We start from the raw sequence: 21719 nt of genomic DNA, 5'->3' as shown, positions 1-21719 counted from the left end.
ACGATAAAGGTCAGTACTACCGACCCGGACAGTGGATACATGGTTCGCGACGGGAAGCCGGAGGGCTTCTTTTACCTCGATCATCGCACCGTAGACCACAAGTTCAATATTGTTACGGATGTGCATGTTACCCCTGGCAACGTTCACGACTCGGTCCCTTATGTCGCTCGCTTAGAACGCCAAATCCAACGCTTTGGATTTCATAAACTTGAGGCCGTCGCACTGGACGCCGGTTACTTAACAGCACCAATCTGCAAAGAACTTCATGACCGTAACCTCTACGCGGTCATTGGTTACCGTGCGTACACGCCGGCTAAAGGTTTGTTTGCAAAGTGGCGTTTTAAATACGACCCGGAGAAGAATGCCTACATATGCCCCGAAAAACATGAGTTGGCGTACTCAACCACAGACCGTACGGGCTACAGATTGTACAAATCCGACAAACGGATTTGCAGTAACTGCCCAGTCCTCGAGCAATGTACTCGCTCGCGGAACCACCAGAAAGTAATTACCCGACATGTTTGGGAAGACAGCAAGGAATGGATCCGGAAGAATCGATTGAGTCCTTCCGGAAAGTACTTGTACCGATTGAGATACCAAACGATTGAGCGAAGTTTCGCGGATGCCAAAGAGCTCCACGGACTTCGCTATTGCCGTTTCCGTGGGCTTGCGAACATAAACGAGCAAGCGTTGATGACGGCCACCGTACAGAACATAAAAAAGATCGCCCTCTACCTAGCCAAGAAGGCAGGATGAGTAAGGCGATCTTTTTCAATACCAGAATCTAAACCATAAAAAGAGAAAAGCCTCCGATAAACGGTGGCTTTCTCTACAGTCTGAGCCCTCGTCACCGAGGGCTCTTCTTGCGCTGCTCGTTCTCCTTGCCGAGCCAATCCGACGTACTGCCCAGATTGACGCTCGCATTCTTCGTGTCGTCCATCCGAAATCCGATGCGTTCGTGGGCCGACGTATCCTCTAGGACGGTATTCGGGTCTCCGTCCGCCTCTTGCTTGCTCTGTTCCTCGTATGGAGCCATTCGTTCGTCCCTCCCTTGCGATTCGCTATAGTGTTGCCGGACGCCCCCTAAGGTATCCATCCTCCAAAGCTTCGACAGAAAGTATCTATAGTACTTCATGGCATAAAATGTTATAATTTGCCCAAGACTTCATTCCTAGTCAAAGGGGCGTTATGATGAACTGGTTTACGAATTTATCGTTCAATCGCAAATTGCAATTCGGGAATTACGTGGTCATTTTGGCCTACACAATCGTGATGCTCCCGTTCTTCATCGCGTTCGGACGTATTGCGATCGGCTTGTTGAGCTTAGCGGTATTGGGCGGGCTTAGCGTCCTTTTCTTCCGTTGGCTTGAGAAAACGCTTACAGAACCGATCGACGATATGACGAAGGCGGCGCTTGCCATATCCAAGGGGGATTTCACGAGCCGCATCGAGATGCAGTCCGACGATACGCTCGGACAGCTGGGCGCGGCGTTCAACAAGATGATCGAGAAGCTGCGCGAGCTGCTGCAGGAGACGAGCCGCACGTCGAAGCACGTCTTCGAGTCAAGCCGAGATATCTATATGAAGAACGAAAACATGAAGACCGTCCTCGAGGAAGTGTCGACCGCGGCGAACGAGCTGGCGTCGGGCGCCGCTCAGGTGTCCGAAGAAATCGCCGGCGTATCGGTCGCGACGAAGAATATCGAGCAGAAGGTCGGGGCGTACACCGAATCGACGCGCGAAATGAACGCGAAGTCGGGCCAGATGATGGAGCTCGTCCGCAAGGGGCTCGATTCCGTAGAAACGCAAACCGGCGGCATGCGTCGGAACGTGCAGGCGACGGCGAACGTCTCCCAGACGATTCACGAATTGGCCAAGCAGGCGAACGGCATCTCCCAAATTACGCGCACGATATCGGAGATCGCCGAGCAGACGAATCTGCTTTCCCTGAACGCTTCGATCGAAGCGGCCCGCGCGGGCGAGCACGGACTCGGCTTCGCGGTCGTCGCGCAAGAAGTGCGCAAGCTCGCCGAAGAGTCGACCGGCTCGACGAAGGAAGTGTTCAAGCTCGTACGTACGATCGAACAGAGCATCGAGAAGGCGCTCGTTTCGATGTCGGAGAACGAACAGATCGTCGAGGAGCAGACGCGACTCATCGCCGAGACGGAGCAAGTGTTCTCGGAGATCGTGCGCAACGTAACGTTCATCTCCGAACAGATCGCCGTCTTCGCGGAGGAGAGCGAGCAGATGTTAGAGAGCTCGAAGCAAATTTCCGGCATCGTCGAGAACATTTCCGCCTTCACGCAGCAATCCGCGGCCGGCACGGAGCAGGTGTCCGCGTCGATGTCCGAACAGATCGCCGCCGTAAGGGCGATCGTCGCCCAGTCGGAGCAGATGACGAAGCTGGTCTCCCAGCTGCAGCAATCGATGAACGTGTTCAAACTGTAAGAAACGGAAAAAAGTCGGTTCCGGAACGCGCTTCCAGGACCGACTTTTTTTCCGTCTTACAGGTACAGACGCCGCAAAATGTCCACGTGATGCAGCTCATGACCTGCGATAATGTACGCCAGCGCCGCGGTCGAAGTTTCGTTGCCGCCGACGACGCCGCGGAACGCGAACGCCGATGCGGGCAGTCCTTGGAGCAGCGACAACGTCGACTTCCGCACCGCTTCGTATTCGTCCTTCAAGCTGCCGACCGTCCATTCGTCGAAGTTGGAATTCGCGACGAACAGATCCTGATCGAAGCCGGGCAGCGGCGTCCGATCGCCTCGCGCCACGCGCAGCAGTCTATAGCTCATGACCCGCTCCGTATCCGCGATATGTCCGATCAGCTGGGCGACGCTCCACTTGCCGGGCGCGTATCGATACGTCAGCTTCTCCGACGGAATCGCGTCCAGCAGCTCGACCAGCGTCGATTGCTGCCTACGAAGCTGTTCCACGATGTCCCCATCCGGGACGCGATCGATATACACGGCGAAATACGGGTTGTACTCCTCGCTTGCGGGACGTTGTACCATGGGAAAATCCCCCTCCTATTCGTCGTCGATTACTTCCATAGTGGAACGGACGAACCGATGTGTCAAGGGCAGATTTCCAAGTTCTCCTTCCGTCAGGAGGCGAACGCCCGCTCCCCCCTCGGCTGATCCCCCCGATCGTCCGGTTCGATCGTAATGCCGATCGCATCGAACGCCGGCGGCTCCGTGGCGATCGGCATCGCGAGTACGCCGATGCCGTCCTCGTTCACGCGGAACGTGCCGGCGCTCGAACGTTCGCCGTCCTTCAATAGCCATACTTGGTACGCTTCCTCCCCTTCGGTTCGCTGCGCGCCGAACACGTAGACGATAAACTGCTTATCGCGGCCGTTGTTCACGACGCACGCGACGCCGTAAGCGCGCTCCGCCGCCGCCGACGCGTAGAGCGGTACCAGCCTCTCGATGCTCGCCGCGGACACCGACGCCGCTTCTTCCAACGGGAGCGGCATCGCGCTTCGGTCCGACTGAAGCTCGTAATTCCACAACGCCATAACGGCGATGACGGCGGATGCCGCCGCCGCGAAGCCGTACCGCAGCCATGGCCGAGAAGGCGGCCGCTCGAACGCCGGCGGCTCGGACGTCGGCGGCTCGGAAGCGAACGCGGCGTCGAGCACTTGCTTCTTCAAATCCTCCGGCGGTTCGACCCGCTCCATGTTCGCGGACACCCCCTCCCAAGCCTCGGTAAGCTCTGCCGCCTCATCCGTGCAAGCCGGACATCCGGGGAGGTGGCGTTCGAACGCGCGTCGCTCCGCTTCGGTTCCGTTGCCGGACACATACTCGAGCAGGAAGCCGCAGATCGGTTCCCGATCGCTCTTGCGCATTACCATCCCTCCCCTTCGGCGGTCAGATGCCTTCGTAATATTTTCAACGTCTGATGCAGTCGATGCTTAACCGTCCCCAGCGGTTGGCCGTACAGCTTCGACAACTCGCTAAGGCTGTACCCGTTCCAATAGAAATGCTCCAGCAACGCGATCTGCTGCGCGGACAAATGCCGGTACGCCGTGCGGATTTGTTGCCGCATGCCGCTCTGGATCGCAAGCTCCTCAGGCGAGACGTTCGTCTCGTCGGGAATCCGCTCCCATCGCTCCGGCGCAAGCTCCGCCTGTCGCTCGGCTTCTCTGCGGATGCGGCGCTTCCGATCGATCGCGATGTTTCTCGTGATCGTGACGAGCCAGCTCGAGAACGCCCCTTTCTCGGGATCATACTCGGATTCCGTCGTCCACAACCGCAAGAAGACGGTCTGTACGACCTCCCGAGCCGCGCTCTCCTCTCTCATCGCCTTCAAGGCGAACGAGTAGACGAGCGAGGCATATCGATCGTACAGCTCCGACAAGGCGGCGCGACGCTTCGCTTTGACGAGCCGCATCAGCTCGCCGTCGGATAGATGCAGCATACGGCACCCCCACCTCCCATATCCGTGTCCGACTACTTCACGAGAATCGTCGCTTTCATTCCCGGGTGAGGCGTGCAAATATACGGAAACTCTCCGGCTTCGGCGAACGTCACTTCCTTCTCTTCCCCTTGCTTCAGAATCCCGGTATCGAACGACCCGTCCTCGGCTGTCGCCGTATGCCCGACCGCGTCTTTATTTACGAATACGACGGTATCGCCCGCGTTGATTTCCAAGCGATCCTGGGAAAAGGCGAAGTCGACGATTTCCACGACGTGACGAACGGGCTCCGCCTTCGGAGGCGGCGGCGCAGGGTCCGGCTCCGGCTGCGCGGCCGGTTTCTCGACAGGCTCCTCTGCTGGCTGCTCCGGCGGTTCGTCCGCCGGCTCTTCCGTCTTTGCGGGTTCCTCCGCCGGCGGAGCTTCGACTCCTTCCGCCGGCCCGGACGTCGCCGGCTCCGGCTCCGACGCCGCGGGCTCTTCATGCGACTCCCCGTCCGCGTGCTGCGCAGTCTGCTCGACCTTCGGCTGCTCCGCCGGCGTCGCAGGCGTATCACCCGAGCCGCCGCCCCCCGCCGAGCCGCAGGCCGCAGCGAACAGCAGCAGGACGATCGACATCGAACGCGCGGCATATTTCCATCGACTCACTCGTTCCGCCTCCTCCGAATTACTTCACGATGATCGTGCCCGTCATAAACCGCTTATGCGGCTCGCAGAAATATTCGTACGTCCCCGCCTCGTTCAAGGTGATCGCGAACGATTCGCCCTTCTTCAGCAGCGGCGTAGCGAACGCGCCGTTCGCCGCGACGGCGTTATGCTCCATATCGTCGTAGTTCGTAAAGACGACGGTCGAACCGGCTTCGACCGTGAGCGGCTCGCTCCCGAAGCTGAACTCCCGAATGTCTACGTTGTATGTCTTCCCTTGCTGCGCGCCGGCCCCCGTCCCCGCTCCCGCGCCCGCTTCGGCGCTCGTGCCTTCGAACGTCTTCGGCGACACCAGGAACCAGACGTTGTTGACGTTCTGCCCGAGCGTATCGCCCCATGCGGCATCCTTCGCGAAATAATAGAGCGGATACGACTTGAAGGTCGAAACCATGCCGCCCTCCGGATGGTTGATCATGCCGAAATCGTCCGCCGACAGCGTGGAAGGCACCGCTCCATGGGCCATGAACAACGGCCAGTTCGCGACGCATTGCCCTGCGCAAGCGCTGGCGTTCGGCGAGTCCTTATCGAAATAATAAAGCGCATTGCCGTACGCATCCGTTAAGTAGTCGCCATGCTCCGCCGACGTTCCGATCATGACGGCGTAATCGGGCTTCGCCGCGAACCAGACGCCGTTCGCCCCTTCGCCGTTCGCATCGCCCGCCGCCGCGTCTTTCGCGAACGTGTAGAGCGGCCACCCCTTATAGGTAAGCTGCTTCTCGCCGTCCGAACGGGTGAACACGGCGAAGTCGTCCGCCTTCAGCGTTGCGGGGACGATCAGATCGTCCTCGTAGAAGATCGGCCAATTGGTTAGGCAGCCGCCTTGACAGGAATTCAAGTCCGCGACGTCCTTCGTAAAGAAATACAACGTCCGGCCTTCCGAATTCGTCAACACCGTCCCGAGCTCCGGATCGTTCGCGAGCGCGAGTCGCTTCCCCGTCGGCAGCGCCGCATCCGCCGTTACGACGCCGGAAGCCTGGAGCGACGCGAGCAGCGTGCCGCCTTCGGACGTCGTCGCCCCCAGGCTCTCGACGAGCGCCGTCGCCAGATGCGCGTTCGTCAGCTCGCCTTCGCCGCGAATGCCGCCCAGCCCTTTGGAGGCTGCGAACGCTTCCGTATCGGCATACGCGAAGTCTACGCCCTCCGCATAACCGAGCGCTTCGAGCATCACTTTATAAAACTGCTGCGAGCTGATGACGGATAACGGATCGAACGTCCCGTCCCCGGACCCTTGCCATCCGAGCTCCGGATGTTCCTTCAAATACCCCAGCACCGCTTGATTCCCGACCGAAACCGAATCCTTGTCGATAAAGTTCGACGTCGGCTCGTAATCCATCGCTTCCTGCAGCTTGCCGGTCAACCGCAGCGAGATCAACGCCGCTTGCAATCGCGTAGACGTCTTCTCCAAGTAGTCTCTTGTCAGCCCGTCGCCGTCCCCAAGCAGAAGACCGAGTCGTCCCGCGACGTCGGCGTCCGACTGCAACGTGAAATCATCCTCCGCCGCGGACGCCCCGATGCCGAACGCCGCGGTCAGCGACAGCAGCCCCGCCGCGACCCCCAGCCGTACGCCCCGTATCCAAGTTTTCATCAACGTTCCTCCCCGTTAGGAAAAGTTTCCTTACGTAAGGAACAACGACGGAAACCGGAAAGCGGTTTGTCTCGAGACTCGACTTTTTTATCTTTTCTTCAGAAAACCGATCAATCCGCAAGCGAGACCGAACGACAAGAATAAAATCCCCCACGGATCGCTGCCTTGAACCGCCGTGGACAGTCCGATGCCGAATAATAGGAGTACGATACCGAACCCGATCCACTGCGTCGAGGAAGGCATGATGATGCGAAAGCCCAAGGCGAAAAGGAGAAGCATGACGGCGGCGATGCCGAAGGAGATAACAAAGACGACTGTTGGAAACATGCGGCCACCCCATTTTCCGAATTTATCCTATTGTACCAGAACGCAAAAATCCCCGACACGTCCGTGCCGGGGATTTCTTTAGGATGCTTCGAACATAAACTCGTATTGGCCCTGTACCCGTTCTTCCAACAACCGCTTCGCCTGCTCCAAGTCATTCCTGTGGACCTCGACGACCGTCATCATCTCGACCGCTTCTAGGCCGCCCTGCGCGACGGCGCCCGCGTTCATATTCGTGCGGATCGGCACGCTTCGGATGCGGCATCGAATGCCTTCCTCCTGCAGCAGCGCGTATTGATCCGACGCCTGCTCCGTTAATTCCGTCCGCTTGTATACCGTCTTCCAGGACCGCTTCTTCGTCCAATACCATACGCCAATGAGCACGGCGATCGCAACCGCGACCAAAATCGGAAAACCATTCATCAAGCAACACTCCCTCTTCGAGAATTTCGCTAAGGTTTGGTTTTTCTGATTTCATGATAACAGGCAAATGTAAAGAAACGATGATCGCGGCATGGTATTTCTGTTAACGTTCGGCGGTCCCGCGGCTTCAATCTTCCAGCTTCCATTCGTAGACGCACTTGCGCCGCTCGCCTTCTCGATACATATCGTTGTCGGGCGGGAGATCGACGATGTCCTGCAGGACCGCGCCGATATTCTCGCATGTCTTCCTTGAGGCGGCGTTCTCCGGATTGCAAGTAATCAGCGCCGTCCGCATGCCGTGCGCGACCGCGACGCGCCGGACGAGTCGGCACGCTTTCGCCGCGAAGCCTCTCCCGCGGTAGGCTTCCTCCACGGAATAACCGATGTGGCCCCCATAATACAAGTTCCGGTTCATCCCGATACGCACGTCGATCCTCCCGACGACCTCGTACGTCCCGTGCAGTACGATATCGAAAATATAGGACGGAACGATTCCGATCTCTTCGATCCCGGGCGCCTTGAAGGCAAGGGACAGATCGATCTCTTCGCCGCGAATGCGATCGAAGCCCTCAAGAAACTCGAACGTCAACGGACACTCCCCCATTCCTTCCCTACTGCTTTCTAGGGATGATACTATGGAGGATGTTCAGGAATCAAGTAATGCGTCGCGCGGCTATAGGACGTATAAATCCATCATCGTTACGTCATGTCCGAGCGCCTTCACGTACTGAAACAGTTGGGACCGGTGATGGAACAAATGCGTGACCGTCTCCAGCAGCCACCTCGATTGGAGCGTCGGGTGATTGACGTAATACGGCGTCGTCGCCCGATGCAGAAACTCCTCGTCCGACATGGCGCCGTAATGCTGCTTCAACCCTTCGAACCCTCGCCCCATTGCCGCCGTCAGCGCCTCCGCGTCGCAATCCAATCGCGCGTACGTCTTCTCCGCGGCGCGAACCTCGTCTTCGGTCGCCTCCTTCGCGATCATGACATCCACCTCGGGCAGCGAGGCGATATGGTGTACCAATTCCTGCAGCGTACGCATGTTGTCCGCCGGGCGGTACGACCACTGCTCCGGCCGAATGCGTCCGATCAACCGCCAAGCCGTCCGCATCCCAAGCTCAAACTCCTCGAACAACTGCTCCTTCATCTTCGCCGTTCCGTTCGTCATCTACGAACACTCCTTCGTCTTCGATGGATTGGTTTGCCCAAGAACTAAAGTATCATATAATAGTGACAATTCTTTTCACCAATACGGAGATGGATGGAAAATAAAATGACGAGATCGCAACGATTGATGGAGCTGCTCGTGGAAATCAACCGGCGGCGGCAGTTTACGGCCGGGGAAATGGCGGAAGCGTTCGGCGTGTCGAAGCGGACGATCCTTCGGGACTTACAAGAGCTCGAAGCGATCGGGGTGCCGCTGTATTCCGAGGTCGGGCCGCATGGAGGGTACCGGCTCATGAAGGAGCGCCTGCTCCCGCCGATCGCGTTCACCGAAGAAGAAGCCGCCGCGATGTTCCTCGCGTACGAGTCGCTGCAGCAGCTCGGGGAGCTTCCGTTCGAGGCCGAGACGCGGACGGCGTTGGCAAAATTTTATTCCTATATGCCAGCGGACGCCAAGCAGCGCATCGACAGCATGCGGCATCGAATCGAGTTCAAGATTCCGAAGCGGCCGGTCGGCTCGCCCCATCTGAAGCTGCTGCTGTCGGCGTCCGTCGCACGGCAGCCGCTGCGGATCGTATACGACTCGAAGGAAGGCGCGCAGGAGCGAACGATCCACCCGGTAGGCGTCTATGCGGAGAACGGATTCTGGTACTGCCCGGCGTATTGCCGTCTCCGGGAAGACTATCGCTTGTTCCGGGCGGATCGAATTCTCGAGGCGGAGCCGGACGGGGACGCACCGTCGGACGTGCCGTCAGCCGACGTTCACTTGGGCGATTGGCGGCGGCATGCGTCGGATACCTTCTTCAGGTGGGTTTCGCTCGAGGTGAGGTTGACGAGGAACGGCGTGCGCCGCGCCATAGCGGAGGAATGGATGGCCGACGGCATCCAGGTGAACGAGGACGGGTCCGGCAGCTACGCCGGCCGGATTCCGAAGCCAGATCTTTCCTACTTCGCTTCCCTCTTCCTAAGCATGGGGACGGATGCCGAGGTCATAGAGCCGGCCGAGCTCGTGGACGATATCCGTGACCGGCTCCGACAACTTCAACAACAATATTTGTAAAAACAAACAACGCGGTTAGCCTTTCTCCAACGTCTTCTCCAGCGTCCATAACAACACGTCGAGCTTATGCGCGTAATGCAGCAGCGGCGGCGCGTCCGAAAGCGCGATTCCCGCCGCCGCGGCCATCGTATTCGTTCGGATGTCGGCTTGCGCGAGCTGCAGCGGCCACGGATCGTGGTGGATATCCCCTCGATAGACGTCGCCTCGACGCACGGTGTATAAGGCGTAACGCTCCGTAAGCCACCGTTCCAAACTTCCGGCCGCGGCGCGGAACGGCTCGGAAACCGGCGCGTACCAGGCGACGAATTCGGCGGGCGCCGCGTTCCGGTGCGTGCGTCGGCTGCGATAATGGACGACGCCTTCCGCGGTCGAATCGACCGAGATGTCCGCCCGTACGTACGGCAAGCGAAAGAAGCGACGCGCCGACGCGACCGCCACCGGATTCGTCGCGTCCAAGCTGAAGAAATAGACGCCCGGCTTTCCTTGATGCGCGACGTACGTTCGCACATTGATCTCCGGGAACGCCGCCGTTCCCGGAATAGGCGGCAGTCCCCGGAGGCGAATGCCGCTCATGCCGAACGGCACGACCGCGACCCAAGCGGCGCCGTCGAACGTGTCCAGCGTCAACTCCCTAGGGATCAGGTCGCGGAGTTCGTCCGGCCGAACCGGCCAATGCGCGAACAGCAGCCTGTCCCACGTTTGCTTCATGACCCACGGGCGCTGCGGCAGCGGCCATGGACGGTGATCGGCGTCGAGATCGCGCGTCATGTCCGAATCCTCCATTTTCGTCGTCAACCCCGACCTAACTCCCCTTAACGGCGAACGAGACCGTCGCTTCGATTCGATAATCGATCTTGTCCGAATCGTCCGGGCCGTTCCCGACGAAGAAATCCGCGGATCCGTTCACAATGTACTCGCCTTCGGGAAACCCTTCTTTCCAAAATCGTTTCATAAACTCGACGTACTCCCGTTCGTCTTGTTCGCCGAAGCCGCCGCTCTTGACGTACGTCTCGCGAAGCGGCACGTTCCGGCGAAGCTCCGTATGCAGCAAGGGTTGGTTCATCATATACCCGATCTCGTACCCTCTCGTCGTCTCGCGAATCGGAAAAGAAAACGGAGAGGCGGCGTGATAAATCGTGACCGATTCCTCCGGTCCCGTATATATCAGCTCTGCGTATAAGACCACTTCGCCGCCGCTCTCGTATTCGCTCCTTTCGCTTACGAGACGGTAGACGAATTCGCCCTCCTTCGTCTCCGCGGCGGCCGGCCGTTCGTCGATCGGCTTGACCGGATCCGAAGCACCGCGCTCTCCCGGGCTCTGCATGCATCCGGAGAGCGCCAGAAATAGCAGCAATAGCAGCTTCATCGGAATCGACTCCTCCCTATACCTACAAACCTTACCCTATCGTACCGTCCCTAGGAAAATTATGCCACATCCCTCTGGAAAATACTGCATACGAACGTCCGCTCGTCGGCAAGCTAAGAGCGAGGTGATACCCATGAAGTCGCAGACGCCGCGGCGGACCGCGCTCGTCGTCGGTTGCGTCGTACTCCCCTTGCTTCTCTCCGTCTCGATCGCCGCGGCCGCGCCGGAATCGACTGCCGTCGAACGGCTGGAGCGGCGGCTGCGCCGACTGGAGCCTCCGGAGCCCGTGACGATGCAGGCGCTGCCGGAGGAGGAAGAGCTGGCAAGGCATGCCCCGACGAAGGTTGTGCCGATCCGAGACGTCATAAAGAAGGGCAGGCTCATTCCGTTTCGGACGATCCGCCAAGACGCCGACTACGTCCGGCCGGTGTATGAGGAACATTGGCACAGTACGTATTGGGGCGGCCGATGGAGCTACGTGCCGACGCGCATCCACTATGCCCTGCACCGGCTGTTCCCGACCTATGACATCGGAATTTCGGGCGAGCTTACGTTCAAGGGGAACGTCGGCGTTCCGTTCCCGATGTTTCAGAACGAGACGGATTTAGACTTATACCTCGTCGTCTTCCAAACCTCGGTTTTTCGTCTCTATACGGCGGGGAATCAGATCGTCGTCGTCGGCGCTCCGCGCCGGACCGGCGTCGAGGTCGTCGTCCTGAAGACGAGCGACCTCCGCCCGGCCGAACGCGACAGACTGCTGTCGATTCAACTTGCGACGCCGGCCGGCGACGAACTGGATTATGCCTATATCGCGTATATGGAACCGTAAAACCGTAACGATCCTACGACTGAAGCGTGTAATACGGATAGTCCAGCTTCGCCTGCGCCAGCTTCGCGACGTCGGGACCCGCGAGCGATTCGACGACATACAGCCCAAGGTCGATCGAAGCCGACACGCCGCCGCCCGTAAAGACGTTCCCGTCTTTTACGAACCGCTCCTTCGCCACTTCAGCGCAGTACGGCTCAAGCAGCTCGTAAGCGGACGGATTCGTCGTCGCGCGCTTGCCTTCCAGGAAGCCCGCTGCTCCCCAGATCAACGCTCCGGTGCATACGGACACTTGGTAGGGAACGTCCTTCGCCGTTCGAATCCAATCCAGGAACGCGGCATCGTACCGGAGCTGACGCGTGGACATGCCGCCCGGAATAAACACGAGGTCGTACTCGGACAAGTTCGGAGAGACGCGGCCGGCGCGCATCGTCAATCCTCGATCGTCCGTCACCTGCTCTCGATCGGCGCAGAACTCCCAGGTAACGTCGTCGAACGCGTTCAGCATCCGCAGCCAGGTCACCGCTTCGCAAAACCCCGAGAAATCCAACAAAGTCATCTTGTCGAACAGAACGAACGCCATCCTCATTCGCGGTCACCTGCCAAAGTTTTCCTACCATCGTAGTCGGAAGTCGCATAGTCGTCAAGATCATTCGCGACGCTTGATCTTCTCCGACAGCATCGTTAGCAATCGCTCCGCGCCGAGCGTCTTTTGTTCGTCCCGCCCCCGTTCGCGGACTTGCAGAACGCCGTCCGCGATCTCACGGTCTCCGACCGCCGCGACGTAAGGAATTTTCCGAAGCTGCGCGTCTCTCACCTTGTACCCCAGCTTTTCGCTTCGCACGTCCGCTTCCGCTCGAATGCCCGCGGCCGCCAGACGATCCCGGATCCGGAGCGCGTCGTCGGCATGGCGGTCCGCGACCGGTACGACGATCGCCTGCACTGGCGCCAACCACAGCGGGAACGCCCCGGCGTAATGCTCGATCAAGATGCCTAGGAACCGGTCGATGGAGCCGTAGACGGCCCGGTGGATGACGATCGGCGTCTTTCGTTCATTCCGTTCGTCCACATAGGCGAGGCCGAACTTCTCCGGCATTTGGAAATCCAATTGGATCGTCGCGCACTGATGGCTCCGTCCCAAGGCGTCCTTGATATGGAAGTCGATCTTCGGCCCATAGAACGCGCCGTCGCCCGGATTGACGCGGAACGGCAGCCCGGATCCGCGCAGCACCCGTTCCAGCGCCGCCTCGGCCGCCGCCCACTGCTCGTCGCTTCCCATCGAATCGTCGGGCCGCGTCGACAGCTCCAAGCCGTACTCGAAGCCGAACACGGCATACATCTCCTTCACGAGCTCGATCGTCCGCAGCATCTCCGACTCGATCTGCGCGGGAGCGGCGAAGATGTGTGCGTCATCCTGGCAGAACGTCCGCACCCGGAGCAACCCGTTCAAGGCGCCGCTGAATTCATGCCGATGCACTTGACCGAACTCGGCGTATCGCAGCGGAAGCTCCTTGTAGGAACGAAGCTTGTGCTTGAAGAGCAGCATATGACCGGGACAGTTCATCGGCTTCACCGCCAAAGGGCGACGTTCCATCTCGGAAAAATACATATTGTCGCGATAATGCTCCCAGTGCCCGGACTGCTCCCACATGGCGCGATCCATGATCATCGGCGTGCGCACTTCCTCGTAGCCGTACTTCCGAAGGAATTCGCGGGATAACGCCTCCAGCTCGTTCCGGACGACCGCACCGTTCGGCAAATAGAACGGCATGCCGGGCGCCTCCTCGGCGAACATGAACAACTCCAGCTGCTTGCCCAGCTTGCGATGGTCCCGCTGCCGCGCCTCCTCCTGCCAGGCTAGGTGGCCTTCGAGCTCCGCGCGGTCCGCGAAGACGGCGCCGTAGAGGCGCTGCAGCACGGGGTTGGCGCTGTCCCCGCGCCAGTAGGCGCCGGCCGCGTGCAGCAGCTTGAACGCCGGAACGGCTTCCGGCGCGGCTTCGGGAGGATCACCGGCATAGACGTCGGCGCATTCCCCGTATTCGATGCAGACGAGCGGCGCCGCGGCGCCATCCCCTCGAATCCATTCGACCCGCCACCGCTCCCCGCGGCCTTCGAACAGCCGCAGCGCTTCGGCGGAAGAGATGGAACGACAGCGAGGCGGCCATACGTCTGCGCCCGCCTCGGCGATGCGATGCATCTCCTCCTCGATCGCCGCGACGTCGACTTCCGTCAAAGGGCGAGGCACGTCGAAGTCGGAATGGAAGCCGGATTCGGTCAGCTCGACACCTCCCAGCTTCGCATCGGGGAATCGGCGCCGAACGGCCGCGGCCGTCAGCATCGCGGCGAATCGTCTGACATGGTTCAACTCGTCTTTGATCATGCACTTCTCGCTCCTTTGTTTTTAGATTTGAACCCTAAATAACGCAAAAAGAGCGCGCTATCCGCAAGGGACGAGCGCGCTCGTGGTTCCACCCAAATTCGATTCTCCGATGAACGGCGAATCCTCCGGCATTCTGTAACGGGAAATCCCGGCGGCCCATTGCCTGACCGCATCTGTCAAGGCGGTAAACGGCTGCGGCCGAACCGAAGGGAGTTTCAGCCAAGCTCCCTCTCTCTGGGCGGCGCCGCGGGCGTTCATGTCCTTGATCGACGATGTTCCTCGATAATAAAAAATCGCGCTCCGTCCGTAAGGGACGAGAGCGCGCTCGTGGTTCCACCCAAATTCGATCCGTCGAACGAAACGACGAATCCTTCCGGCATTCGATAACGGGAATTCCCGGCGGTCCATTGCCTGACCGCGGCTCATAAGGCGGTAACGGCTTCCGACGACTCCGAAGGGGGTTTCAGCCGTGCCCCCTCTCTCTGGGCGGATTCGAAAGCGATCATGTCCTTAATCGTAGCCTTTGATTGTCGCTTATTATATGCGAGCGACATCCCTGCCGTCAATAGGCGTCTACCGATCCGTCGCAACGGAACGTATTCATTCTTGCGAGGAGATCGGCGTCGGCAAACCGTCGATGCTCTTCCCGTTCTTCGTCCTCCGGTATTCGACGAGCCCTTCTTCGCCCTTCTGATCGGCCCACCGCTGCAGCGTATCCCGCTCACCCTCGAAGCTTAGGAACGGAACCGCATACCCGCAGGACGACTGCACGAGATGAACGTCGACGACGATGATCTGTCTCGCGCCGGGCATCGGCGGGAAGAGCGGGACCAACGACGCCCACTCGCTCGAACCGGGCAGCGCGACGGCGCCTGCGCCGTAAAGCCGAAGGATGTTAGGCGGTCCTTCGAACGCGCAGAACATGATCGTGATGCGTCCGTTTTCCATCACATGCGCGCTCGTCTCGTTCCCGCTTCCCGTCAAGTCGAGATAAGCGACGCGGCTGTCGGACAATACGCGGAACGCGTCGTACCCTTTGGGCGACACGTTCACATGGCCTTCCGCGGACAACGCCGCCGTGCCGACGAAGAACACCTTCTGCTTCTCGATGAACCGTCGATGCTCCGGGAGCAACGCGGCGAACTGTTTCCCCATCCCGATTCCCCCGCTCCGTCATTTCCCCTAATCATAGGGCACGAATTCGGTTCGCGCAACGGCATGGAATCGCGGCGGCGACACCGGGGAGCTTTGTTCCCCCGCCGTGTTCGTCCCGCCCCGTCCATGTAAGCCTTCATTACCGGAACCTCTCCGCCGCCGGACGAATATGTATAACCATACACCATAAGCGGAAAAAAGGAGCGATACGCCATGACGCGTTTGGCGCTATCCGTAAAAACCGTGTCGTCTGTCGTCTTCGGCATTCTCATGACGGCGTTCGGCATCAAGCTGTTGTCCGCGAGCACGCTGACGTTCGGCGGCACGGCCGGCGTCGCCTTCTTGTTAAGCTATACGACATCCTTCTCTTGGGGATTCTGGTTCGTCCTGACGAACGCCCCGTTCTTCTTGCTCTCTTACCGAATGCTCGGCGCGCGATTCACCCTGTCTACGCTGCTGTCGGTCGTCGGCACGTCGCTCGCGCAGCTGCCGCTCGACGCCCTCGCGATACCCGCGTCCGCCCTCCATCCGACGGCCGCCGCCGTCGCGTCGGGCATGTGCATCGGCATCGGCATCGCGTTCGTGCTGAACAACGGGTCTTCCCTCGGCGGGGTACAGATCTTCGCGCTCGTCCTGGATCGCAAGTTCGGGATTAACCGCGGCGCGACGATCTTCGTCGCCGACGCGATCATCGTCGCGTCCGCGGCGTTCTTGCTCGGAGGGGGACAGGCGCTGGCCTCGATCGTATCGATCGCGGTCGCGAGCGTCATTATCGGGCGGTATCGACGGATGCCCGCTCGTCTTCCCGAATCCGCGCCTCCCTCCACAGCTCCAAGGAAGGCCGAGGATCGAGCCGAAGCTGCTCCTTAGAGCGCTTATGCTTCTCGCACCAATGGACGTATCGACGGAACTCTCTCGTACCGAGCCCGTTGTCCGCCGCCATCCTCCGGATCAGCTCGTCCCAACCGCGTTGCAGATTCGGCTCCCGGAGCTTCGCGCGGTTGATCCAGCGGAACGGATTCATGTTCGACTTCGACGCGTTCAACCTTGCCGTCAGGAAGAGTACGTTGCCGGCGTATTGGCCGCCGTGCCCCCACTCCAGCGGGATGAAGTGGTCCAGCGTCACGTCCGTCGCGGAACCCGTGAGCGCGCATACCGCATGCTTCTTCATCTCGGCGAGCCGCTCGTTCGGCAGTTCGTTCGGGAGGTATTTCAACCATTCGTTCCGATGGGCCGGTTTCACGCCAGCAGCACGTCCACTCCCGCCGCGCGGCACGCTTCCGACAGCTCGGGATCCGGCGTTCGATCCGTCACGACCGTACCGACGTCGCCGAGCGCCGCGAACGAGACGAGCACCTTCTCGCCGAATTTCGAATGGTCGAGAACGACGAACGCCGCCTTCGCTTTCCGAATCGCCATACGCTTGACGTCCGCTTCGAGCAGGTTCGAGTTGCTGAACCCATGGCGTGCGTCGAGACCCGTCGCCCCCAAGAACGCCTTATCGAACGCCATCTTCGAGATCGACTCCACCGCCGTCGGTCCGACCATCGAAATCGTCGCTTCCAGCAGCAGCCCCCCGACGACGATCGTCGGAATTTTCTTCGAAGCGAGCTCGTTCGCGACGTTCAGCGCGTTCGTGACGACCGTGATGTCCGCCTTCTCCGGCAAGTGGCGCGCGACCTGGAACGTGGTCGAGCCCCCGTCGATAAAGATGGAGTCGCCCGGTCGAACGCATGCGGCCGCGCGCTTTCCGATCCGGCCCTTCTCCTCCGAACGAACGGTCGTCCGCTGCGCCAGCTCGATGTCGCGAGAATCGAGAATCGCCCCGCCGAACGTTCGCGCCGCGATGCCCAGCCGCTCTAACTTCTCCAGATCCCGCCGCACCGTCATCTCGGTAACGTCGAACCGCTGCTTCAGCTCCGAGATTTTCACCTCGCCTCGGCTCCGCAGCTGTTCCACGATGGACGACTGTCTATCGTTCAAGCGATGCTCCATCCCTGTTCCGCCCCCATACGCATTCAGTGCTCCTATTATCTCAAGACGCCGTACGATATTCAACGCAACCTCGCGGACGAAGGAGAATCGGCCTCTTGCGACGAAATAAGAGGAACAACTTACGTTACGAACGAAAACGGAGGCGCCCGATGAGCCAGGTCCGGCTTTCCCCCTACATTAGAATCGCATGGGATCATACGCTGCATCCCCCGAATAAAATCAACCGACGCGCGTTGTTCGATTACGAGCTCATTTACGTGAAATCCGGCGAGATGAGAGTTCTGATCGAAGACGTCGAATATCGCGGCGTTCCGGGCGATATTTTCTTGCTGAAGCCAAGGCAGCATCACTCGATCGAAGCGATGAACGATCAGCCGGTCAGGCAGCCGCATCTTCACTTCGATTTGGTGTATCAGTCCGACAGTCCGACGCTCAAGACGTCGTTCCTGCCGGTGGAGGCCATGTCGGAGCAGGAGCTGCGCCTGTTTCGCGAGGACGTTACGCAGGAGCTGCCGAACCATTTTCGACTGCGGCATCCCCTCATTTTCGAGAAGCTGCTCTTCGATATCATCCATGAATACGAGAGCAAACACCCGTATTTCGAGACGGCGGCGACGGGACTGTTCCTGCAGCTGTGGGCCCAGCTGGCTCGGGAGCATCTTTGGTCGACCCATGCGGCGATCGCGACGAACTGGGTGCAGCTCGAGCGCGTGAAATCTTACCTCAATCGACATGTGGACAAAGACGTGACGTTGGACGAACTGGCGTCCGTGGCGAATTTAAGCAGTTCCTACCTATGCCGGCTGTTCAAGAAGACGTTCGGCGTCGGGCCGATTCGATATCATCTGATCGGCCGCATCGAGCACGCTAAGAAGCTCATACAGTTCACGGACCTGCCGATCACGGAAATATCGGAGTTATGCGGCTTTCTGAGCATTCATTCCTTCAGCCGGGCGTTCCGGAACGCGGAGGGCGTGCCCCCGACCTACTACCGGAATTTTCCGTCCAGATCAGAGCAATAATTGTTAAAACATCTTGATCCATGCTAAAGAACCTGCGCCCCGGTTTCCCTATAATGGACCTATCACCATTGAAACTGGGAGGATGAAGCATTCATGGCATCGTTTAACGGTTTGGGTATGGGGCTTGGGAACTTATCGCTGCTGTCCGACGCGGAAACCCGGTCGATCAGCGCGGAAAACTTTACCGGGGAAAAAGGGAAAGGCGGCATGGCCACGGAGGGCACCGGCGCGAACGCCGCCCGCGATTTGGGCTTAGGCTGGAAGGTTTCCCCCTCGATCCAATTGAAAGGAGGGACGACCGCGACGCTGGCCGACATCGCCGGACCGGGGGTCATTCAGCATATTTGGCTGACGGTGCATCCGAAGCAGTGGCGGAACTTAATCCTGCGTTTCTATTGGGACGGGGAGGACAACCCTTCGGTCGAGGTGCCGGTCGGCGACTTCTTCTGCAACGGATGGTGCGAGCGGGTGAACGTGAACTCGATGCCGATCGCGGTGAACCCGGCCGGCGGCTTTAACAGCTACTGGGAGATGCCGTTCCGCAAATCCGCTAAGGTGACGATGGAAAATCGCTCCGACGAAGACGCATGGCTGTATTATCAATTCGATTACGCGCTGACGCAGGTGCCGGATCATTGCGCCTACTTCCACGCGCAATGGCGCCGCAGCAACCCGCTCGGGTATAAGGAAGTTCATACGATCCTGGAAGGCGTTCGCGGGCAAGGCCATTACGTCGGGACGTATCTCGCATGGCAGGTCAACAACAACGGTTGGTTCGGCGAAGGCGAGATTAAGTTTTTCATGGACGGCGACAAGGAATTCCCGACGATCTGCGGCACGGGGACAGAGGATTACTTCGGGGGCGCGTGGAACTGGGAGCACCCGCAAGGCGAATACGGCACCTACTCGACGCCGTTCCTCGGCATGCATCAGGTCATCAAGTCCGACGGCTTGTACCGGGCGAACCAACGCTTCGGCATGTACCGTTGGCATGTCATGGACCCGATCCGGTTCAAGAGCGATCTCCGCGTCACGATTCAGGCGCTCGGGTGGCGTTCGGGCGGCCGATATTTGCCGCTGCAGGACGACATCGCGTCGGTCGCGTACTGGTATCAGAGCGAGCCGCACGCCGCGCTCCCGCCGCTTCCTTCCGCGGACGAGCTGGAAGTCATCTAATTCGAATACGACGATCCACGAGGCTTTCTCGCATCCGGCGGGAGAGCCTCTTCTTGTATAGTGTGGTATGCTATAGCTAACCTACTATCGAATCGAAGGATGTCTGTTTTAATATGAATTTACTAACGGCGGAACGACTGACGAAAACGTATGGCGTAAAGACGCTTCTAGAAAATATCGACTTCAACGTCGACGACCGCGATCGCATCGGCCTGATCGGCGTGAACGGCACCGGCAAGTCTACCCTGCTTCGTATTCTCGCCGGCGCGGAGGCTCCGGACGGCGGAACGATCTCCTATCGGAACGGCGCCCGCATCGAATATTTATCGCAGCAGCCGCCGTTCGACGACGACTCCACGGTGCTCGATCAAGTGTTCCGCGGGGCGTCGCCCGAGTTCGCGCTGCTTCGGGAATACGAGGCCGCGCTGCAAGCGATCGAGCGAGGCGGTCCGGAGGCGGCCGCCGCGGAGCGCAGGTTTTCCGAGCTTACGGCGCGGATGGACGCCTTGAACGCATGGCAGCTGGAGAGCGAAGCGAAGAAGGTGCTCTCCCGTCTCGGCGTCGTCGACCCGATGCAGCGCATGGGAACCTTGTCCGGCGGCCAACGCAAGCGCGTCGCGCTCGCCGCCGCGCTTCTTCACCCGGCCGACCTGCTCATTCTGGACGAGCCGACGAACCATCTCGATACGGAAACCGTCTATTGGCTGGAACGGTATTTGCAGAAGATGAAGTCCGCCTTGCTCATGGTGACCCATGATCGCTATTTCTTGGACCGGGTCGCGAACCGGATCGTCGAACTCGACCGCGGCTCGCTTCATCGGTATTCGGGCAACTACAGCGCCTTCTTGGAGCAGAAGGCGGAACGCATGGAGCGGGAAGCGTCGGAGGATCGGAAGCGGGAGAGGCTGTATAAGCAGGAACTCGCGTGGATGCGCAAAGGCGCGAAAGCCCGTACGACGAAGCAGAAGGCGAGGATCGGCCGGTTCGATGCGCTCGCGAGCGAAGTCGGCACGGAACGGGCCGAGACGCTCGATATCGCGATCGGCGGCGCTCGGCTCGGCAAGAAGGTGCTCGAGGTTCGCGGCGTCAGCTGCGGATACGACGGCCGCGCGCTCGTCCGCGATTTCGACGCGATCGTGCAGCGCGACGACCGGATCGGCGTCGTCGGCCCGAACGGCAGCGGGAAGTCGACGCTGCTGAACGTGCTTGCCGGACGGCTCCTTCCCAGCCGCGGCGAAGTCGACATCGGCTCGACGGTCAAGATCGGCTACTTCACGCAGGAGCATACCGAGATGGACGGCTCTATGCGCGTTATCGAGTACATTCAGGAGGCCGCCGAACGGATCGAAACCGCGAACGGCGAATCGATCAGCGCCTCCCAGCTGCTGGAGCGATTCCTCTTCCCTCCGGCCGTGCAGTGGACGCCGATCTCCGGCTTGTCGGGGGGCGAGAAGCGACGGCTGTACTTGCTGCGAGTCTTGATCGGCGCGCCGAACGTCCTGTTCCTTGACGAGCCGACGAACGATCTCGACATTCAGACGTTGACCGTGCTGGAGGATTATCTCGACGACTTCGCCGGCGCCGTCATCGTCGTCTCGCACGACCGGTTCTTCCTGGATCGGACGGTCGATCGGCTCTGGTCCGTGGAGAGCGACGGAACGATCGAACGGTACGAGGGCAATTATTCCGACTACGTCGAGAAGAAGGCGCTGCTCGAGGAGACGGCCGCGCCGGCGCCACGAACGGCGGCGCATGCCACTGGCAAGCCCGCCCTCGCCGCCTCCGCGGATGGAGAGCGCGGCGGCGCGAAGGCGCTCAAATTCACGTTCAAGGAACAGAAAGAATACGAAGAGATCGACGGCAAGATCGCCGACTTGGAAAGCCGGCTTCAGGAGAAGGCGCAGAACATCGTCGCGGCCGGTTCCGACTACCTTGAGCTGCAGCGGCTTACGGACGAGCAGAACGCGTTGGAAAGCGAGCTCGCCGAGCTGTTCGACCGCTGGACGTATTTGAACGAATTGGCGGAGAAGATCGAAGCGCAGAAGAAATCGTAGCCGATCGAATCGTGATTTTTCGTGCCGCAAAAGCTAAGGCGTACAGGCTCCTTCGCCCGT

25 protein-coding genes are annotated in these 21719 nt (G+C 59.9%); 8 read left to right on the top strand and 17 right to left on the bottom strand.

Annotated features, from left to right (window positions below; genetic code table 11):
• A partial coding sequence (locus FE782_RS30575; RefSeq protein WP_158299619.1) for a transposase occupies positions 1–756 on the top strand: 756 nt, incomplete at its 5' end.
• A gap of 91 nt (positions 757–847) precedes the next feature.
• Here the strand turns inward: FE782_RS30575 and FE782_RS30570 are convergent.
• Positions 848–1036, bottom strand: coding sequence for a hypothetical protein (locus FE782_RS30570; protein ID WP_138198146.1), 189 nt, complete (start codon positions 1034–1036; stop codon positions 848–850).
• A 155-nt stretch (positions 1037–1191) separates the two neighbouring features.
• Between FE782_RS30570 and FE782_RS30565 the strand changes: the two genes are divergently transcribed.
• Positions 1192–2448: a methyl-accepting chemotaxis protein gene (locus FE782_RS30565; RefSeq protein ID WP_202914645.1), complete on the top strand. Its 1257-nt coding sequence runs from the start codon at positions 1192–1194 to the stop codon at positions 2446–2448.
• 56 nt (positions 2449–2504) lie between these two features.
• Here the strand turns inward: FE782_RS30565 and FE782_RS30560 are convergent, their stop codons facing one another.
• The 9 genes from FE782_RS30560 to FE782_RS30520 form a co-directional block, all read right to left on the bottom strand.
• Positions 2505–3017 carry a DinB family protein gene (locus tag FE782_RS30560; protein ID WP_138198144.1) on the bottom strand — a complete coding sequence of 171 codons (513 nt, stop codon included), beginning with the start codon at positions 3015–3017 and terminating at the stop codon, positions 2505–2507.
• Between the two features lie 92 nt (positions 3018–3109).
• Complete coding sequence (locus FE782_RS30555) at positions 3110–3853, bottom strand: anti-sigma factor (RefSeq protein WP_158299621.1); 744 nt, start codon at positions 3851–3853, stop codon at positions 3110–3112.
• Positions 3853–4425, bottom strand: a complete 573-nt coding sequence (locus tag FE782_RS30550; protein WP_138198142.1) for a sigma-70 family RNA polymerase sigma factor — start codon at positions 4423–4425, stop codon at positions 3853–3855. Before FE782_RS30550 ends, FE782_RS30555 begins: the two co-directional genes overlap by 1 nt.
• A 32-nt stretch (positions 4426–4457) precedes the next feature.
• Complete coding sequence (locus FE782_RS30545; RefSeq protein WP_138198141.1) at positions 4458–5069, bottom strand: cupredoxin domain-containing protein; 612 nt, start codon at positions 5067–5069, stop codon at positions 4458–4460.
• A gap of 19 nt (positions 5070–5088) precedes the next feature.
• On the bottom strand, positions 5089–6711 hold the full coding sequence (locus FE782_RS30540; RefSeq protein ID WP_138198140.1) for a plastocyanin/azurin family copper-binding protein: 1623 nt from the start codon (positions 6709–6711) through the stop codon (positions 5089–5091).
• Positions 6712–6798: 87 nt separating this feature from the next.
• Complete coding sequence (locus FE782_RS30535; RefSeq protein ID WP_138198139.1) at positions 6799–7038, bottom strand: hypothetical protein; 240 nt, start codon at positions 7036–7038, stop codon at positions 6799–6801.
• Positions 7039–7116: 78 nt separating this feature from the next.
• Entirely contained in the window at positions 7117–7458 is a 342-nt protein-coding gene (locus tag FE782_RS30530; protein ID WP_138198138.1) for a putative signal transducing protein, read from the bottom strand.
• A 127-nt stretch (positions 7459–7585) separates the two neighbouring features.
• Positions 7586–8047 carry a GNAT family N-acetyltransferase gene (locus FE782_RS30525; protein WP_238392724.1) on the bottom strand — a complete coding sequence of 154 codons (462 nt, stop codon included), beginning with the start codon at positions 8045–8047 and terminating at the stop codon, positions 7586–7588.
• A gap of 84 nt (positions 8048–8131) precedes the next feature.
• The gene (locus tag FE782_RS30520; protein ID WP_138198136.1) at positions 8132–8629 is read right to left on the bottom strand and encodes a DinB family protein; all 498 of its coding nucleotides are present in this window, start codon (positions 8627–8629) and stop codon (positions 8132–8134) included.
• A gap of 105 nt (positions 8630–8734) precedes the next feature.
• Here FE782_RS30520 and FE782_RS30515 point away from each other — a divergent pair, with 105 nt between their 5' ends.
• On the top strand, positions 8735–9685 hold the full coding sequence (locus tag FE782_RS30515) for a helix-turn-helix transcriptional regulator (protein WP_138198135.1): 951 nt from the start codon (positions 8735–8737) through the stop codon (positions 9683–9685).
• Between the two features lie 15 nt (positions 9686–9700).
• Here the strand turns inward: FE782_RS30515 and FE782_RS30510 are convergent, their stop codons facing one another.
• The gene (locus FE782_RS30510) at positions 9701–10453 is read right to left on the bottom strand and encodes a YqjF family protein (protein WP_439116476.1); all 753 of its coding nucleotides are present in this window, start codon (positions 10451–10453) and stop codon (positions 9701–9703) included.
• A gap of 34 nt (positions 10454–10487) precedes the next feature.
• The gene (locus FE782_RS30505) at positions 10488–11051 is read right to left on the bottom strand and encodes a hypothetical protein (protein WP_138198134.1); all 564 of its coding nucleotides are present in this window, start codon (positions 11049–11051) and stop codon (positions 10488–10490) included.
• Between the two features lie 133 nt (positions 11052–11184).
• On the opposite strand from FE782_RS30505, the gene FE782_RS30500 reads away from it, so the two are divergent.
• Positions 11185–11880 carry a hypothetical protein gene (locus tag FE782_RS30500; RefSeq protein WP_238392723.1) on the top strand — a complete coding sequence of 232 codons (696 nt, stop codon included), beginning with the start codon at positions 11185–11187 and terminating at the stop codon, positions 11878–11880.
• A 13-nt stretch (positions 11881–11893) separates the two neighbouring features.
• Here the strand turns inward: FE782_RS30500 and FE782_RS30495 are convergent, their stop codons facing one another.
• The 3 genes from FE782_RS30495 to FE782_RS30485 form a co-directional block, all read right to left on the bottom strand.
• Positions 11894–12466: a DJ-1/PfpI family protein gene (locus tag FE782_RS30495; RefSeq protein ID WP_138198133.1), complete on the bottom strand. Its 573-nt coding sequence runs from the start codon at positions 12464–12466 to the stop codon at positions 11894–11896.
• A 60-nt stretch (positions 12467–12526) separates the two neighbouring features.
• Positions 12527–14257 carry a threonine--tRNA ligase gene (gene thrS, locus FE782_RS30490; RefSeq protein WP_138198132.1) on the bottom strand — a complete coding sequence of 577 codons (1731 nt, stop codon included), beginning with the start codon at positions 14255–14257 and terminating at the stop codon, positions 12527–12529.
• A gap of 600 nt (positions 14258–14857) precedes the next feature.
• Positions 14858–15412, bottom strand: a complete 555-nt coding sequence (locus FE782_RS30485; RefSeq protein ID WP_138198131.1) for a pyridoxamine 5'-phosphate oxidase family protein — start codon at positions 15410–15412, stop codon at positions 14858–14860.
• 213 nt (positions 15413–15625) lie between these two features.
• On the opposite strand from FE782_RS30485, the gene FE782_RS30480 reads away from it, so the two are divergent.
• On the top strand, positions 15626–16282 hold the full coding sequence (locus FE782_RS30480) for a YitT family protein (protein WP_138198130.1): 657 nt from the start codon (positions 15626–15628) through the stop codon (positions 16280–16282).
• Here FE782_RS30480 and FE782_RS30475 read toward each other — a convergent pair.
• Entirely contained in the window at positions 16182–16655 is a 474-nt protein-coding gene (locus FE782_RS30475; protein WP_138198129.1) for a hypothetical protein, read from the bottom strand. The two genes, FE782_RS30480 and FE782_RS30475, sit on opposite strands and share 101 nt — an antisense overlap.
• Positions 16652–17407 (bottom strand): DeoR/GlpR family DNA-binding transcription regulator, encoded by a 756-nt coding sequence (locus tag FE782_RS30470; protein WP_138198128.1) that lies wholly within the window; start codon positions 17405–17407, stop codon positions 16652–16654. The genes FE782_RS30475 and FE782_RS30470 overlap by 4 nt, the downstream gene beginning before the upstream one ends.
• A 149-nt stretch (positions 17408–17556) precedes the next feature.
• On the opposite strand from FE782_RS30470, the gene FE782_RS30465 reads away from it, so the two are divergent.
• The 3 genes from FE782_RS30465 to FE782_RS30455 all read left to right on the top strand — a co-directional run bounded on the left by FE782_RS30465 (position 17557) and on the right by FE782_RS30455 (position 21659).
• Positions 17557–18429, top strand: coding sequence for a helix-turn-helix transcriptional regulator (locus FE782_RS30465; protein WP_138198127.1), 873 nt, complete (start codon positions 17557–17559; stop codon positions 18427–18429).
• Between the two features lie 93 nt (positions 18430–18522).
• On the top strand, positions 18523–19605 hold the full coding sequence (locus tag FE782_RS30460) for a glycoside hydrolase family 172 protein (protein ID WP_138198126.1): 1083 nt from the start codon (positions 18523–18525) through the stop codon (positions 19603–19605).
• Between the two features lie 113 nt (positions 19606–19718).
• Complete coding sequence (locus tag FE782_RS30455) at positions 19719–21659, top strand: ABC-F family ATP-binding cassette domain-containing protein (RefSeq protein ID WP_138198125.1); 1941 nt, start codon at positions 19719–19721, stop codon at positions 21657–21659.
• Positions 21660–21719: the final 60 nt, after the last annotated feature.

The sequence above is a fragment of the Paenibacillus antri genome (genome assembly GCF_005765165.1).
Lineage (GTDB): Bacteria > Bacillota > Bacilli > Paenibacillales > YIM-B00363 > Paenibacillus_AE > Paenibacillus_AE antri.
Note: the sequence above shows the minus strand (reverse complement) of the source record. Positions and strands in the feature narration are given on the sequence as shown.

What these genes read in the sequence shown, in the direction of transcription:
- FE782_RS30570 (WP_138198146.1), bottom strand. Translation starts at nt 1,036, where the DNA reads ATGGCTCCATACGAGGAACAGAGCAAGCAAGAGGCGGACGGAGACCCG.
- FE782_RS30565 (WP_202914645.1), top strand. Translation starts at nt 1,192, where the DNA reads ATGAACTGGTTTACGAATTTATCGTTCAATCGCAAATTGCAATTCGGG.
- FE782_RS30560 (WP_138198144.1), bottom strand. Translation starts at nt 3,017, where the DNA reads ATGGTACAACGTCCCGCAAGCGAGGAGTACAACCCGTATTTCGCCGTG.
- FE782_RS30555 (WP_158299621.1), bottom strand. Translation starts at nt 3,853, where the DNA reads ATGCGCAAGAGCGATCGGGAACCGATCTGCGGCTTCCTGCTCGAGTAT.
- FE782_RS30550 (WP_138198142.1), bottom strand. Translation starts at nt 4,425, where the DNA reads ATGCTGCATCTATCCGACGGCGAGCTGATGCGGCTCGTCAAAGCGAAG.
- FE782_RS30540 (WP_138198140.1), bottom strand. Translation starts at nt 6,711, where the DNA reads ATGAAAACTTGGATACGGGGCGTACGGCTGGGGGTCGCGGCGGGGCTG.
- FE782_RS30535 (WP_138198139.1), bottom strand. Translation starts at nt 7,038, where the DNA reads ATGTTTCCAACAGTCGTCTTTGTTATCTCCTTCGGCATCGCCGCCGTC.
- FE782_RS30530 (WP_138198138.1), bottom strand. Translation starts at nt 7,458, where the DNA reads ATGAATGGTTTTCCGATTTTGGTCGCGGTTGCGATCGCCGTGCTCATT.
- FE782_RS30520 (WP_138198136.1), bottom strand. Translation starts at nt 8,629, where the DNA reads ATGACGAACGGAACGGCGAAGATGAAGGAGCAGTTGTTCGAGGAGTTT.
- FE782_RS30515 (WP_138198135.1), top strand. Translation starts at nt 8,735, where the DNA reads ATGACGAGATCGCAACGATTGATGGAGCTGCTCGTGGAAATCAACCGG.
- FE782_RS30510 (WP_439116476.1), bottom strand. Translation starts at nt 10,453, where the DNA reads ATGACGCGCGATCTCGACGCCGATCACCGTCCATGGCCGCTGCCGCAG.
- FE782_RS30505 (WP_138198134.1), bottom strand. Translation starts at nt 11,051, where the DNA reads ATGAAGCTGCTATTGCTGCTATTTCTGGCGCTCTCCGGATGCATGCAG.
- FE782_RS30500 (WP_238392723.1), top strand. Translation starts at nt 11,185, where the DNA reads ATGAAGTCGCAGACGCCGCGGCGGACCGCGCTCGTCGTCGGTTGCGTC.
- FE782_RS30495 (WP_138198133.1), bottom strand. Translation starts at nt 12,466, where the DNA reads ATGAGGATGGCGTTCGTTCTGTTCGACAAGATGACTTTGTTGGATTTC.
- thrS (WP_138198132.1), bottom strand. Translation starts at nt 14,257, where the DNA reads ATGATCAAAGACGAGTTGAACCATGTCAGACGATTCGCCGCGATGCTG.
- FE782_RS30485 (WP_138198131.1), bottom strand. Translation starts at nt 15,412, where the DNA reads ATGGGGAAACAGTTCGCCGCGTTGCTCCCGGAGCATCGACGGTTCATC.
- FE782_RS30480 (WP_138198130.1), top strand. Translation starts at nt 15,626, where the DNA reads ATGACGCGTTTGGCGCTATCCGTAAAAACCGTGTCGTCTGTCGTCTTC.
- FE782_RS30470 (WP_138198128.1), bottom strand. Translation starts at nt 17,407, where the DNA reads ATGGAGCATCGCTTGAACGATAGACAGTCGTCCATCGTGGAACAGCTG.
- FE782_RS30465 (WP_138198127.1), top strand. Translation starts at nt 17,557, where the DNA reads ATGAGCCAGGTCCGGCTTTCCCCCTACATTAGAATCGCATGGGATCAT.
- FE782_RS30460 (WP_138198126.1), top strand. Translation starts at nt 18,523, where the DNA reads ATGGCATCGTTTAACGGTTTGGGTATGGGGCTTGGGAACTTATCGCTG.
- FE782_RS30455 (WP_138198125.1), top strand. Translation starts at nt 19,719, where the DNA reads ATGAATTTACTAACGGCGGAACGACTGACGAAAACGTATGGCGTAAAG.